Genomic DNA, 14,580 nt, shown 5'->3' with positions numbered 1-14,580 from the left:
TTTTTTTCGTTTATGATTCTCTATTCAGTGCTTTGCTTTACATGTTTTTTATGAACCGACTTGGTCATTGTTTTTGATTTGGCCGGGGTTGTTTTCTTTACGGTAGTGGTCGTTGTGGTTTTGGTGACAGGTTTATCCTGTGAAGGAGTGGCGAAAGCCGTGTTAGCGCAAAGGGCGGCTACCACGCAGGCAGCCCAAACGGTCGTTTTCATAAGTTTAAGAATGGTTTTAGTGAACAGGCCCACCTGCTGATGAGCTTTTCTGCTGAAAAATCGGCTACTCGTATGAAGCGCCGTTAAAGAGTAACTTAAAAACACCTTAAACTGTTAAGCAGAAAGTTAGGTTGAACCGCGAGGACGCCATAGACAATTCTTTGCGTCTATGGCGTCCTCGCGGTTCAATGCCTTACAACCCGCGCCGTAACCGACAATTGCCCTACATGACGCATGGTATGCTCGGCTGCATGGGTCAATAAACCGATAACGGTTGAAGGCAATTGCGCCCGACCAACACCTCGTGCTTCAGTCAATGTTTCTTCGTTTGTTTGGCGAAGTTGGGCAAGGGCTTTATCTACCTGCCCATCAAACTGTTGTACTAACTCCTGAACCGTTGGTGTTGGATCTGATGGCTTCCCTTCGGCGGCTAAGGCGGCTAACTGTTCTGGTGAAAGGGCTTCGGCGCGGGCATAGGTGAGAAGTCGATCCAGCACACCCGTCAGATGCTGTAAATGGAATCCTACAGAGGCTACATCAGCAGGGCGTTCCCAAAGTAGATCGTCTGGGAAATCCTGCATAAGAACGTGTAGTTCCTCACGTGCCTGCATCAGCGCATGAGCAATCGGCTGAAGTAGGGGAGGCATATTGGGAATTGGCCCACGTAGCCATACTTCGCGTGTTTCGATAGGTGGTTGCATTGATAGTGTCTTTATAATGTATGTTGGTAGATTTATAGTGACTACTATTTTTTCTAATCGTCTAAGACTGGCATCTGCATTAACTTAGTCAACCGATTATAAGTGCGATTAGAAAACAATTCTGATATGCTGCTTTACTAGAAAAAAGTTGCTGATTGTCAATCCGCAACTTTTTTACAACGATCAGGGCTTACTTATTAAGCGTATAGGAAATAAGAATTCGCATTTCTTCATCAATTGTGAATATGAGGAGTGATAAGTGAATCTTAGAGGGTATAGTGGTTATTTTGTATATATTAGTGTACATTTAAGTATATATAATTGGTGTAATAATTTAATTGTCTTAATATTGCCGCCATATTCATAACTATTAACACTTGTGTATTATATGCGTTTCACGTTTATGACTTGGTTGGGGATATTAGCCCTGATGGTTAGTTTCTCAGCCTGCCAGGATCACAGGATTCCACAAGCTCCAGGCTCAAAGTTTCGAATAAAAAAAGTTACAGTTGGTTATGAGAATGCGACAGATTATTCGTATTCCATTTATACATATATGAGCACCGGGCTATTAGCCAGTGTTGATCAATACACAGTTAAAGGTAATTCCGCTGCCGTTCAGAATTCCAAAACTGTTATGACGTATGATGGACAGGGTAAAATACTAAAGGCAGAAATGCAGCTACTATCATCGAATGGGGCTGCTCAGTGGGTCCCTTTTCAAAATTATACGTATGAGTATGATAAGAATGGCATCATTACACAAATAAAACGGTATGACCTGGCGAATCCTGCCTCTCCAGTTCTGATTGATCAACATCTGCTAGAGTACAACGTGGCTAGGTTGCCAATAAAACAGAGTTATACTATCGGTACCCATCAATGGGTAGAGCAGTATACGTATAGCGGAGGTAACGTGGTTAAAGTTGACAGAAATGATAACCTATCTGGTCTCTCCACATTAGTCTTTCAGTATGACGACAAGCCTAATCCTTTTTATGGCTTAATTACCGGACCTCCTAGTTATACTATTTTTAGTGCTAATAATATTATCACACCTAACCAGATATATACGTATGATTCAAATGGCTTACTTATAAAAGGTACGCTAGCTGTATCGGGTTTTGGGAATTATATTACCAAGTTTGAATACGAGCCCTATTAATTGTCCATTTTACGAAGCCTAACAAGAATCGGTTCTGAACTAGCTATTCGGAACCGATTCCTTTTTTAGATCACCGTACCCCCGTCTGCATAAAACAAACTGCCTGTACTATACGACGACGCATCGGAAGCTAAAAAGAGCGCCAATGGGCTGATTTCGTCGGTAGTGCCCATGCGTGCGATGGGGATGTGTTTGGTAAAACGAGCCAGAATCGCTTCGTTTTGCCAGAGCGTCTGACTGAACTTGGTTTTGATCAGGCCGGGGCAAATGGCGTTGACCCGAATCCCATCCGCACCCCATTCTTTTGCCAGAACCTTCGTAAGCATGTTCAGCGAGGCTTTGCTGACGCTGTAAATACCCAGGCCAGGGTCGGGCGTATGTCCGGCAATACTACTGATCATGATCACGCTGCCACCGCCCCGTTCTTTCATGCTTGGATAGCAAAGCTTGCTCAATTCAAACGGAGCCTTCACATTGGCCTGCATGATCTTGTCGAAAGCGCCACCGTCGCATTCAAGAGCAGGGCCGAAAACCGGGTTGGAAGCCGCGTTGTTCACCAGAATGTCAATACCTCCGTAAGTGGCCATGGTTTTTTCGACCAGTTGCTTAAGTTGTTCGGCATCGCCGACATGTGCAGCAATGCCCGTCGCTTCGCCACCCTGTGCCCGAATGTCGGCTGCGAGGGCATCGCAGGCATCCTGTTTCCGGCTGCTCACAATAACTTTAGCGCCAAAACGGGCAAATACACGGGCTATATCTTCGCCAATGCCTTTACTGGCTCCGGTGATGATGGCAACTTTATCTGCAAGGTCAAATAGGGCTTTTTCCGCAGTGAGTGGGGTTTCCATAAGGGTTTAGTGGGTTAAGCATTCATTGGCTTCAGTTTAGGTAGGTTCATGCAGGGCAAGGCTGACATGGTAACCCACCTGAACCAAAGTTTATTACTTTTCAAAAAAACAGACCGAACCACCAACCCAATCCTTATTTTTATTGAAGTTGACACCAATCATCTCACCCCGGCTCAAACGACTAAGATTGGTGATGAGTGTAGGTTTAGGATCGGCTTTAGGCCAGATGAACAGCATACGAATTTCGCACTTGACCAACCCATCCGGCGATTGAATGACCGGTTCGTACTTCACCTTACGCTGGAGCAGATACCCGTCGCGCTGATCGGCTGGAATGGCATCGAGGTCGGCCTGGGCGATGTTTAGCTTAACCCCGCTTCCGGCAAACGAAAACAGTGGTTTCAGGACGTAGTTTTCCAGATCTGTTGGATAATCCGTCAGGTCCGAAAGGTAGTAACTCGTTGGGATATAAGGACTTTTCAGCAGGGGCAGGGTGTACTTACTGATGCGGAAAAACCAGTTTGGATGCCCAACCCATTCTACATCTACATCATCGGTAAGCTGAAAATCGGTTTTTAGATCGGGAAAGTTCTGTAAATCGTCGAAAATGAGCCGGTTATAGATGCGTTTGATCTGGATCTGGCGACCGTCTTTTTCATAATACAACGACCGACCTTCCTTGCGGATTTTAGTCAAACAAACCGGCCCCACACCTGTATATCGTTCGGTCAATACAAAGTCAATGCGTGTTTTCTGCTTCTCAGGGTAAATCTCCAGCAGAATAACCTCTTCAGGGTTGTAATCACCAACCAGCAACTGCCGGAGCTTTTCGAGGTAGTCGGCATTGGTGCTGACCGTAAACAGATGCGATAGGTTGTCGGGTATCGGATAAAGACTACGAAACAAACTAGCCAGGTACGGCTGGAAACCATATAGCGATGGAAATCCTTGCAATTCAATAAGTTGAGGGGTTGGTTCGCCTAGTTCGTTATGGCAAACGGCAAAGTCAACGGCCATAAACTGGGTGTGGGTATCTTCGTTTGGCACACGCTGCCCGGCTGGAATTGCCTTTTCCGTAAGCGATTTAAAATCATCACGGGTAATTACGTCAACGATATGATCGCAGGCGTCCAGCAGTTTGTCGGTCAGTACTTTGGGAACGAATACAGGGGTTTCGGCAACCCGGAAATCGAGCTGGCCGGGCAGATCGGCTTCTATTTTCGCTAAAAAAGCCCGGTATTGCTCCGGGCTAAAGGCTTTGTTGTAGGTTTGGCGAACAGACTGAATCATAAGGATAGTATGACGAAATCAGCATGATCTGGCAATCGAATCCTGCTGATTCCGTCAGAAGTTAATTTTGTTCAAGAAACAGATCAGTTGCGGTTAGTTCTTCGATAGCCTGCCGTAAGAATCCCGGCAGAATAATGGACTCCGTTAGGGCAATTTTGTCTGGGTCCTGCAGGTAAGATACCATGGCGTCGTATTTTTCCTGTCCGAAATTCAGGACAATGTGGTTCCGTTTTTCGTCCTGCAGAAAATACCGTAGCATCCCCTCGTTGTCGGCTTCTGGGTGGAATTGCGTGCCAATGATCTCGGGTGAGAACCGGATTGCCATGACTGCCCGTTCGAGCAATACATGGGGGCGGATTTTTTCAAGACACAATAGGCTGGCTCCCATCTCTTCCAGTCGTTCCATATTGGGCTCCGTAATCTGAAAATCGCGTGAGTCAACGGCAAAGAACGGATCGGGTAGCCCTTCCAGCAGGGACTCTTCTAAACCTTCTTCGGTTTTATGAACCGGGAATATACCAAATGAAGTGGATTTTCGTCGGCTCAATAAGCCCAGATCCAGGTGCCGGACAACAAGCTGAAACGAGTGGCAGATGAGGAAGACGTATTTTTTTCGCTCGTTGTGTTTATTCCAGTCGATAATCTGGTCGATGAGTTCAAAATAACGGGCCTCCCAGTCGTCGGACGAAGCCAGAGGACTGCCCGGTCCGCCCGACGAAATGTAAATGTCGTATTCCAGATCGGGCACTTCATCTTTCGACCGGACATCAAAAATATCTAGGGCAAGTTCTACGGGTTCGCTTCCTTGTATGTTCCGGATCGCGTGCAGAATACAGCGCATACCTTCATTGGCATGGCTATTATTCATGTCCAGAACAGCTATTTTAATTACGTTCATAGGTGGTTGTATTGCAGTTAGTTAGTTGTCGACGGTGGTTCAGAGAATAACTATAGGATGCCGAAAGAAGTTTCCTCGACAATATAATCAACAACGCTTTTGAGGCTGTTGGTTTGTTGGAAAACAGCCAGTTGGCGGTCGGCTCCGGTGCCCATTTCCAGTATCTTCAGCACGTATTCGCACTCGGCCCGGCAGCCCAACTCATCCACCACGTCGTCAATAAAATTAAGCAATTCGTGGATAAGCTGATGAGTCGGCACTTCCTCCTGCTTGCCAAAATCGATGAGTTTTCCTTCGATACCGTACCGGGCGGCCCGCCATTTATTTTCGTTGATCAGAATGCGTCGGTAGGGGCGGAAATTCAGATTCTGCTGGTGAAGTTTATAGATTTTGGCAACAAGTGCCTGCATGATGGCGGCCAGACAAATGGTTTCATCGACCCGCATGGGTACATCACAAATGCGGAATTCGATGGTGTTGAAAAACGGATGCAAGCGGATGTCCCACCAGATTTTCTTGCCATTGTCGATACAACCCGTTTTTACCAGTAGGTTAATGTACTCATCGTATTCAGCGGCCGATGAGAAGAAGTCAGGAATACCCGTGCGCGGGAACTTGTCGAACACTTTCGACCGATACGATTTAAAACCCGTATTACGCCCTCGCCAAAAGGGTGAATTGGTCGATAACGCATAAATGTGAGGCAGAAAATACCGCACGGCGTTCATGATCTGAATTCCCTCGTTCCGGCTTTCGATACCGACGTGTACGTGCAACCCAAAAATCAGGTTGGAACGGGCCACATCACGCATTTCTTCGATCAGCCGGTCGTAGCGTTCGTTGGGCGTAATAAGTTGCTCCTGCCAGTCGGAGAAGGGGTGCGTACCGGCGGCTGCAATTTTCAGATTTTGTTTCTCGGCCAGCTCAATGATCATTTTGCGAAGGTACGTCACCTCCTGGCGGGCATCCTGAATATTGTTGCAGATATTGGTGCCAACTTCAACAACGGCCTGGTGCATTTCGGCTTTCACGCGCTCCTGAAGGACAATCTGGCCACCGTCGACAATCTTCGACATATGCGAACGTAACTCGCCGGTGCTGGGGTCAATGGTTTGGAACTCTTCTTCGATACCGAGGGTGAATACGGGCATTGGTGTTGTGGGTTAGAAATGACGGTCTCGTTTTGTGGGGAAACGATGAGGTAAGATAATAGTTTTTAGATTGCGTCGCTAGGATTGGCACAGCGAGCCTATTTTTTTTGTTGGTTGGATACGAATAGATTTGGTGGCTTGAACCGATATACTCATGGCACCGGAAACAGAAAGCCAACAGAACATATCGCTCATTATCCGGCACGATAACCCTGACAAAGCCAAAATCTTCGAAGCCTTTGACCGTCTGACATCCGGTCAGGATGGGGATAAACCCTGAGACATCTTTTTATGGCTGAACCATCTAAACGCACCATCATTGGTACTGTCAGAGAGTACGGAAGCCGGCTGTCGCGGTTTATCCGGGGGCAGGTACGTTCGGACGAGGATGCGGAAGATATTTTGCAGGATGTCTGGTTTCAGCTCAGCCGGGTAGTGGATCTGGATGCTATCGAGAGCATTAGCGGATGGCTTTATCAGGTAGCCCGTAATCGGATCACAGATGTGTATCGGAAGAAAAAAGAAGATCCGATGTCGGAACTGATGATTGAAGGTGACGAAGGCGATGTGAGTATCCGGGAAATTCTGCTTTCCGATCCCCGAACCCCTGAAGACCAGTTTTTTAAGGATGTTTTCTGGGAAGAGCTTATGCGAGCACTGGACGAACTGCCCGAAAACCAGCGTACCGTGTTTGTTCAGAATGAACTGGAAGACCGTACCTTACAGGAGATTGCCGATGAAACCGGCGAAAACCTGAAAACCATTATTTCCCGAAAACGTTATGCCGTTCAGCACTTGCGGAAGCGGCTACAATCTCTTTACGACGAACTCGATAACCTTTAAGACGATGAGACCCCGCTACGGACGAAGACGGTTTGGCTTTTTTCCGATGTTTTTTCTGGTTGCCCTGTTGGGAATAACCTACATTGTCTACTGGCTATGGAACCAGGTGCTGGTTGCTGTGGCCCCGGTAAAAGTGGTCACTTACTGGCAGGCGCTGGGCTTGCTGGTCTTGTTTCGGATTCTGTTTGGTGGCTTCCGGTTCAACTCACCAGGCGGAAGAGCCCCTTTTGAGCGAGGCCATCAGTGGCGCGAAAAATGGCATCAAATGACCGATGAAGAACGAGCCCAGTTTAAAACTGAATGGCGACGACGCTGGGGAGGCTGGAAGCGCAACCATGACTAAGGATGTAAATAAGCGCATACGTAAATGGGCAAAACCTCACTGGATGATCTGGTGAGGTTTTTTTATGGGGTCGCCCCCAGCTCACCTGCGACGGTCATTGGGCTGAAGTACTGGATTGAAAAATGAAAAAAATAGCAACACCGATAAAGTAATTTTTTCGTTGCTCCGTCATCCTATTTAGAACAACTACTAAACACAAATACTATGAACACCAATTTGTTAAGGTCTATTCTGGCCGGAGTGCTTTTAGGAGCGGCTCTATTCATCATGCCGTTTTTCCTGCTTCGGGTTATTCTGTTTTTCGTCATCGTGGGTGCGCTGGTCCGGCTTTTTGGAGGTGGCCGGTTTCGCCGGGGCAGATGGGGGCGACGGGGCTTTGGTTACATGCCTGCTTTTGCCGATCAAATCCGGCAGATGAGTGATGAAGAATATAGCCAGTTTAAACAACGCTTTGAACAGGGGCGCTGTGGTAGCTACACCGACAGAAAGGCATCCGCAACAAAAACGAATGAAGAAACAACCTCAATCTAAACAACGAAACGAATGAGACAACGATTAAATCCCTGGGCGGTGGTACTTGCTGCTGCGCTCACTTTCGGAGGACTGATGGCTTTCGTGGGCCCTCGGTCGTTAGGGTATCACTATTGGGGGCACCAAGGCTATTACGGGAATCCGTATGGAGCCTATCACGGTGGTTGCGACGGGCGTCCTGGGCATAGTCACCATGATCGAACGACCGAAAAAGCCAATGTAGATTCGAGTTCGCTCCGATAGCCAACCGATGTACTTGATAGAAATGTGAACGATTCATAACGAAAAGGTAATCTCGATGGGGTTACCTTTTTTCTGTTTTTAGCCGTTATTCGCACCCTGTTCCTGCAAGAATAAGCAAGGAAATTAAAGTAACTCTGTCGATTCTCGCACTTTTCTATTGAACTATTTGCTTAACGATTCCATGAACTTATCTGGTAAAGCTGCTTTTCTGATCGTTGCTATGTCTCATGTTGGCATTTTGTCTGGAATGGCGCAGTCCGTGTTTTCGCTCACTAAGTACACCTATACCCCATCTGCGTTGACCGTCGGTACGGTACAGACAAAAGAAGCGGTCAAACGGCTGACGTTGAAAGGCCCTACTGCAAAGCTTTTTTCATTGGATAAGGCGAACCAGCTTTCTATAAAAGCAGAAGCCGCTTCGGCCGATAAACCCTGGTACGATGTACTGGTAGAAGGGGTTGGAGCAAAAGGAACGATCCGTGACACCTTCCGGGTAGTGAAGGATGCGTTTATTCGGAATCAGGTGATCGCCCACCGGGGTGCCTGGAAACAGGCGGGAACAACCGAAAACTCGATTAAGTCGCTACAAAATGCCATTGCCTTAGGTTGTATGGGTAGTGAATTCGATGTGCATATGTCGTCAGACTCCGTGCTTTTTGTGAATCACGATCATACTATTCAGGAAATCGAAATCGAAAAAACACCGGCTGCCGAACTGGCGAAGGTTAAACTAAGCAATGGTGAATCGCTGCCAACGCTGGCGTCTTATCTGACTGAAGGAATGAAGCAGACAAAAACCAAACTGATTCTGGAAATCAAAACGTCAAGACTTGGTAAGGAACGATCGCTGGCGTTGACAGAGCGGGTGGTTAATATGGTTCATCAGATGAAAGCGCAGGCATGGGTCGATTACATTGCGTTCGATTATGATGTCTGCAAAAGTGTGAAAGCGCTAAGTCCCGAAGCCAATGTTTCGTACCTGATGGGCGATAAAACCCCGGAACAGTTAGTTGCCGATCATCTGAATGGGTTCGATTACCACCAGAATGTGGTTCGAAAAAACGAAGCCTGGATTCAGGATGCCCGCCAGCGGAAACTTACGACCAATGTCTGGACGGTGAACGATAAGAATGAGCTAAACTGGCTACTGGAGCAGCACGTCGATTACATTACTACCAATGAGCCCGAACTGCTTTTGTCGATGATTCAGAAGTAGTTACTGCACTTTCGGTTCTACCCATAGCGCGGTAAAGCATAGCAATACCAGGATCAGCCAGGTTGACTTGGGTAACGAAGCGGTTTGGGTGTGATCAATCGAACCATGCGCTAACAGAGTCTGTTGGTGGGCCAGCAGGAATTGCTGAACAACCTGCCTGTCACGCAGCGGGTCGCTGGTTTGAGCCCCGTCTGGACCGCCTACATACAATGCCAGTGAATCCTGTACTGCCAGCCAGCCAGCCTGAACAAACGACGATTGGCCCGTAATTGAATTTTCGTTCAGGGGGGAATTTACTAATCGAACCGTATCCTGACCAACCTGGAGCGCCGAAAGTCGATTCGTAGGATTATTGACTGTAATGGCTTGCTGGATGTGGCTGTAAATTGGTGCATCGACCTGAACGGTATTCTGATTTGAAGCCGACAACCGGGCCAACGTGGCTGTCCAGATGCGGCTGTAGGCTACACTATCACCACTCAACGAAAGTGGATAGGTTTCGGACAGCAGACTAACCCCAACGCGGCCAACCGCTCGCTGAACGGCTATAGGAAGGCCGGAAACGGCAAACTGGGTGGGCTGGTCGACAAAGCGATAGGGGAGGGCATTCAAGCCGTTGCCAACCGGAACCTGGGGCTCATTCGAGAATTTACGTACCTGCCAACGACTGCCCAATGCCTGATTGATGGCTCGACTGTCGGTTTCGGGATTTGTCAGGTTGATAAACAGAACAGCCTTGCCATCGGCAATGGCTTTGCGAAGAATGGGGTTGGCGGCATCGGCTGGTTCGGCAATGATCAGATCGGGGGGCGTTTTAGTCGCTGATTTTCCTGATGGATTGATGGTCAGATTGCTGCCGATGTTTTTGGATAAAGTAGCGGAGACCGTTACCGTATGCCCCTGTTTGCCGAGCCAATCGGCCAGCGTTTTGCTCTCAAAGTCAGGGCTACTTAGCAGAAATTGTATAGTGAGCGGTTTAGTAGGCCGGGTAAAAAAACGAATCGTATCGAGTGGCGTTGTGCTTCGTGCGGTGCCACCTAGTAGGAGTTCGACCTGACTATGCCCTTTGCCGAACGCCGGAAACTGAAAGGCAAATGGATTGACGCCTTCGTGCAGCGATAAACTGTCGAGCGTTTTGTTGCCAAACCGAAGCCGGAGCCACTGGGCTTGCGAAGAAGTTACTGAGCCCGTCACGCGCTGTATTTCGCCCTGTCGGACAATACCCTTCCAGTGAATAGCCTGCAACGCATCGGGAGCATTATAGGGAACCCATCGAATACGGGTGTCGCTCAGTTGCGTTAGTAATTCGGCCGGAAACTGTTGGCCAATCAGCGTTACTGAATCATAGTTCGGTTTGAAATTCCGACTGGTAAAACTTTTTGAGAGGTGCAGGCTGTCTTTGATCTGCCGGGAAAAAGTGGAAGGAACCTCATCACCAATGAGCAACGCATGGGTACTGGCCCGATCGACAGGCCATTGAATCTGTAGGAAATAGCCTACCAGCAGTAGCCAAAGTAGCCCGTTCAAAATGCCCCGAATCCATTTGCGAGTGGTCGACAACGACGCGTTACGGGCAATAAGCCAGACCTGAATTACCAGCAAAGCCACAAGAACCAGGGCGATAAGCCAGTTAATCGGTGAAGTCCAGTTGACGGTGGTATGCATTTTTGTTTGTTGACGAAGGGCGATACTCTGTGTGCTATTGTACAGATAGCCGTTATTTCAAATGTTGCCAGAAGGCTTGTTGCAACTTTCGGTCGCTGACATAAGCTGGGCCAGTTCGTTCCGATGCACCTGATAAGGCATAAAGCTTTGTTTTCAGGCTGATTTTTTCGGGAGTCGACAAGGGCTTTCCGGTCGCTAATTTCTGTAGGGTAGCCAGCACCGACCAGTTGGATAACCCACTGTTTACAACCTGATCGGCCAGGGCATTACCCAGTTGCTGGGTCGTTTGCTTTTGCTGATTCGTCAGTTGAGCAAGATCCAGATACCCCAATACGTCTGCTACCAGTGCTTCGATTCGTTGTTGACTGTACCGCCGATCCTGGCGGAAGGCATCGGTTACGTTTTTGAACTCGCCGGTAAGTCGGGTCTCTTTCTCTTTGGTTTGCGGAGGGTCGAATCCGGTTTTCTTTACGTACGACCGCGCTTTTTGCTGCGACAGTTTCAGGTATTTCAGGGCTTCCTGTTCGTAGGGAAGCGCTTTCTCGGGTTCATAAAGCCGTAAATGCAATTCCGACTGCCACATATTTTCCAGCGCCATTTTCAGCAGCGAACGCGTCGATTGTTCGTGGAAGGTATTGGTTTCGGCATCATCATGATTATGGACGTATTGTTCCATAAGGGCCGCCAGCGGATCTTTGTCGTCGCTCGTACCTCCACCATGATTATGGTCGTGACCATGCTCATCGTCGTCATCGTCGTGGTGGGCATGAGCAGGCCCAGAGTGGTCTCCTTCGCCTTCATCGTGCTTGTGCATGTAGGCTTCTACAGCGGCCATACCTGATACCGGAGCCGCATCAGGTGGAGGGCCTCCGCCCCCAATGGATTTCTCGAACTCTTCGCCCAAAAACTGACCATAACGGAGTCGAAGGGCTTTCTGGTCGAAGCCAATTTCGTTGGATTGGCTGTTGAAAGGCTTGGTCGCCATCTTCTTCCGGCCAGCAATCAGTTTTTCTGTATCGATGATGATCTGGCGTTGGCTGCGGAAATACTCCGGCATAATGTTAACCGCCATAGTCGCCAGTTCGCTTTCTTCGGCCTTTGTGGTGTCTTTATAGACGACAAAGTAGGTGTCTGATTTCGTGAAATTGGGTTCGGGTTGGCGGTTGTCGAAGGCTGCCCAGTAGTAATACAGCTCATCGCCGGGGGCAAAGTTCAGCGCTTTCAGGTCAATGGTTTTAGTGAGTCGGGAGTCTTTGAAATTGGTTGGGCCCAGCGGCATTTTTACTTCCCGAAACTTCACGTTTTCGCCCGAGCCCCGCGCCACCGTGGCCACAATAAAGGTTTGTGCCACACTGAAATCATCGGAAATACGAGCCCCGATGTTCAGCGTTTTTGAGTCTTTCAGATAATGATACCGATACAATTCTTTTGAATCCGGCTCAATTTTAGGGGCCAGATCGGGCCGGGCTTCCAGGCGGTAAAAGTCGGATTGATAGATCAGCGAGTCTTTGTTGCGTTCGGTACGCCAGTAAGCCTTAATCGCATACAGGCCCGAATTGATCAACCGATCCTGATACACAAAATCAGTACCCGACGCTTTGAAGGCCAACTCCTGCCCTTTGCTACCCACCAATTTTACAGACAAATGATCGGAACCGCTAAATTGAACACGCCAGGTTAGGGTAGCTCCCACTATCGACGAAGCATTCAGATTCGACGAATTGGTTTCGGGTAGGCGTGTGTACGCAGGGGGAGCGATGCGTAGGCTGGCCGACTCGAAGGTTGGGGCAGCCGGTTTTTGCTCAGGCAACAGTGTCGATAAGAAGTTTTTCTTTTTCGAGTTATTGTGTGATGAAGCCGCCTGTAAACGAGGATAGCCTACATAAACGCCCAGAGCGAGTAGTAAAAACAGGCTGTAAAGTCCAGCTTTCGATAGCACAACCAGGGGTATTTGCACCTGTTGCACCTGCTGATTGAGCCGGTCGAGCTGGAGTTGTTCGGCCAGATTGAGCTGAGGTTTGGTCAGTAAAGGAAGGCTGTATTCGGCATCACCAACGGTCTGGTGAATGAGCCGTATGGCCTGCGGTTTTTTATCCTGATACAGTTTGTTGACAAAAGCACAGGCGCCAAATCCGACCAGGGCGCTTACCAACGACCAGCTTATTGAACCCGTAAAAGTGATCGCCACCAAATAAACCGCAGTGGCTACCAGCAAACAGCGCAGCAATACGTTGGCGTATAGCTGATAAGTAACTGACGATATAAGACGTTTAAGCTCGTTCATGCGTTTTTGGTTAAAGCCATCCAGCGTTCAACTCCGATCATAACGATTAGTAGCAGAAAAAGGGTATTCTGAAGACCTGCCTGTTGTTCGGTGTGCGGTTTGGTCGAGGCAACAAACAAGGCATTCAACTCCTGCTGGCTCAGCGGTTGGGGGGGCGATGTCAAACCGTAGTGCCGGATCAGTAACTCACCCAGCCATTCGGGTAGTTGGCCCGTTTCGACCCGACCGGATGTTTGGGGAGTCAGGCGTTCATCCGTTGTAATGACGTTGTCAGCAGGCAGATGTTGCACCGTTTCCGATACCACGTATAAGGGTTTGGGAGAGGGGTTCTTGGGCAATTGATCGGTTAAAATCCAGTCGTAGGATTGATTTGGAGCCCTCTTTTCATCCACCCGTATGTCCAGACCATACACATCGGTTAAGGCTGCCAACGAAGCTTTTACGGTCTGCCGCTGCTGCGCATTTTTGTAATCAACTACTGCATGGATAGGACCTGTATGGGCCGGTTCGGATTGAAATTTTAGTCCCGGATCGAGTGCGGGACTACTAATTAGGCGCCCCGCACGATTCAAGAACAGCTTTCGATCATTTTTAACCGCCAGGTAAGCCTGGGGCCGAGAGGTCGAATCCTTGATACTGTGCAGCCTGAACCGGGTGGGGACTGTAATGACAGGAACATCGGCCAGGGCTTGCGTATTTGTAAGGTATAAATGAAGCTCCGAATGGGGTGAATCAACTTGATTTATAGCTGTTTGTAAATTGAGTGGCCCAAATGGAACAGGCGATTGAGGTAGTTTTAGGCCGGGCTGAAGAGGGTCCAACGTAGACGTGGCCCAAACGACCCGCTCCCCTTTTTTGAGCGCTTCTTCTAATTCAAAACGGAAATTATCGGCAACGGCCACGCTGGGCTGTACCAGATGAATTTGGGTAATGTCGGGCTTTTTCGCCGACCAGTTCAAAATAGGCTGCGCCAGCAGAATGGCCAGTAGGAGAACCAAAAGGCAACGTACAAGCATGAGCAGCAGGTTATCGAGCCGGAGGCCACGACTTTGCTGTTGCTGTTTTTCCAGAAGCCATTGGGTAGCGGCCCAGGGCAATGGTTTTCCCTGCTTCTGATGCCAGAAGTGAATGGCTATCGGCACCACGACGGCCAACGTACCCCACAACAAAAACGGTTCTATAAAGGCCAT

The 14,580-nt window shown here is 48.6% G+C and carries 16 protein-coding genes; 7 read left to right on the top strand and 9 right to left on the bottom strand.

Annotated features, from left to right (window positions below; genetic code table 11):
- Window positions 1–20 precede the first annotated feature (20 nt).
- Window positions 21–212, bottom strand: a complete 192-nt coding sequence (locus tag B153_RS0127915) for a hypothetical protein (RefSeq protein WP_020600050.1) — start codon at window positions 210–212, stop codon at window positions 21–23.
- A 185-nt stretch (window positions 213–397) separates the two neighbouring features.
- Window positions 398–913 (bottom strand): DinB family protein, encoded by a 516-nt coding sequence (locus tag B153_RS0127910; RefSeq protein ID WP_020600049.1) that lies wholly within the window; start codon window positions 911–913, stop codon window positions 398–400.
- Window positions 914–1,301: 388 nt separating this feature from the next.
- Between B153_RS0127910 and B153_RS0127905 the strand changes: the two genes are divergently transcribed.
- A complete protein-coding gene (locus B153_RS0127905; RefSeq protein WP_020600048.1) occupies window positions 1,302–2,078 on the top strand; it encodes a hypothetical protein in 777 nt (258 codons plus the stop codon).
- Window positions 2,079–2,143: 65 nt separating this feature from the next.
- Here B153_RS0127905 and B153_RS0127900 read toward each other — a convergent pair whose 3' ends face one another.
- From B153_RS0127900 to B153_RS0127885, 4 genes are all read right to left on the bottom strand, one after another.
- A complete protein-coding gene (locus B153_RS0127900) occupies window positions 2,144–2,926 on the bottom strand; it encodes an SDR family NAD(P)-dependent oxidoreductase (RefSeq protein ID WP_020600047.1) in 783 nt (260 codons plus the stop codon).
- Between the two features lie 93 nt (window positions 2,927–3,019).
- On the bottom strand, window positions 3,020–4,216 hold the full coding sequence (locus B153_RS0127895) for a hypothetical protein (protein WP_020600046.1): 1,197 nt from the start codon (window positions 4,214–4,216) through the stop codon (window positions 3,020–3,022).
- Window positions 4,217–4,277: 61 nt separating this feature from the next.
- The gene (locus B153_RS0127890; RefSeq protein ID WP_020600045.1) at window positions 4,278–5,114 is read right to left on the bottom strand and encodes a type 1 glutamine amidotransferase; all 837 of its coding nucleotides are present in this window, start codon (window positions 5,112–5,114) and stop codon (window positions 4,278–4,280) included.
- Between the two features lie 50 nt (window positions 5,115–5,164).
- On the bottom strand, window positions 5,165–6,265 hold the full coding sequence (locus B153_RS0127885; RefSeq protein WP_020600044.1) for a carboxylate-amine ligase: 1,101 nt from the start codon (window positions 6,263–6,265) through the stop codon (window positions 5,165–5,167).
- A 154-nt stretch (window positions 6,266–6,419) separates the two neighbouring features.
- On the opposite strand from B153_RS0127885, the gene B153_RS38750 reads away from it, so the two are divergent.
- The 6 genes from B153_RS38750 (at window position 6,420) to B153_RS0127850 (ending at window position 9,441) form a co-directional block, all read left to right on the top strand.
- Window positions 6,420–6,545 carry a hypothetical protein gene (locus tag B153_RS38750; protein ID WP_020600043.1) on the top strand — a complete coding sequence of 42 codons (126 nt, stop codon included), beginning with the start codon at window positions 6,420–6,422 and terminating at the stop codon, window positions 6,543–6,545.
- A gap of 11 nt (window positions 6,546–6,556) precedes the next feature.
- Window positions 6,557–7,108, top strand: a complete 552-nt coding sequence (locus B153_RS0127875) for an RNA polymerase sigma factor (RefSeq protein ID WP_020600042.1) — start codon at window positions 6,557–6,559, stop codon at window positions 7,106–7,108.
- A 4-nt stretch (window positions 7,109–7,112) separates the two neighbouring features.
- A complete protein-coding gene (locus B153_RS0127870; protein WP_040762238.1) occupies window positions 7,113–7,451 on the top strand; it encodes a hypothetical protein in 339 nt (112 codons plus the stop codon).
- A gap of 204 nt (window positions 7,452–7,655) precedes the next feature.
- Window positions 7,656–7,982, top strand: a complete 327-nt coding sequence (locus B153_RS0127860) for a hypothetical protein (RefSeq protein WP_020600039.1) — start codon at window positions 7,656–7,658, stop codon at window positions 7,980–7,982.
- Window positions 7,983–7,994: 12 nt separating this feature from the next.
- Window positions 7,995–8,225 carry a hypothetical protein gene (locus B153_RS0127855; protein WP_020600038.1) on the top strand — a complete coding sequence of 77 codons (231 nt, stop codon included), beginning with the start codon at window positions 7,995–7,997 and terminating at the stop codon, window positions 8,223–8,225.
- Between the two features lie 181 nt (window positions 8,226–8,406).
- Window positions 8,407–9,441: a glycerophosphodiester phosphodiesterase gene (locus B153_RS0127850; RefSeq protein ID WP_020600037.1), complete on the top strand. Its 1,035-nt coding sequence runs from the start codon at window positions 8,407–8,409 to the stop codon at window positions 9,439–9,441.
- Here the strand turns inward: B153_RS0127850 and B153_RS37895 are convergent, their stop codons facing one another.
- From B153_RS37895 to B153_RS0127835, 3 genes are read right to left on the bottom strand one after another with little or no spacing between them, the layout of a single operon-like run.
- A complete protein-coding gene (locus B153_RS37895) occupies window positions 9,442–11,106 on the bottom strand; it encodes a hypothetical protein (RefSeq protein WP_157634918.1) in 1,665 nt (554 codons plus the stop codon).
- A 52-nt stretch (window positions 11,107–11,158) separates the two neighbouring features.
- Window positions 11,159–13,390, bottom strand: coding sequence for a hypothetical protein (locus tag B153_RS0127840; RefSeq protein WP_020600036.1), 2,232 nt, complete (start codon window positions 13,388–13,390; stop codon window positions 11,159–11,161).
- Entirely contained in the window at window positions 13,387–14,580 is a 1,194-nt protein-coding gene (locus B153_RS0127835) for a BatA domain-containing protein (protein ID WP_020600035.1), read from the bottom strand. Before B153_RS0127835 ends, B153_RS0127840 begins: the two co-directional genes overlap by 4 nt.

This window comes from Spirosoma panaciterrae DSM 21099, from assembly GCF_000374025.1.
Taxonomy (GTDB): Bacteria; Bacteroidota; Bacteroidia; order Cytophagales; family Spirosomataceae; genus Spirosoma; species Spirosoma panaciterrae.
The sequence above is the reverse complement of the archived record's forward strand: the minus strand, read 5'-3'. Positions and strand labels throughout refer to the sequence as shown.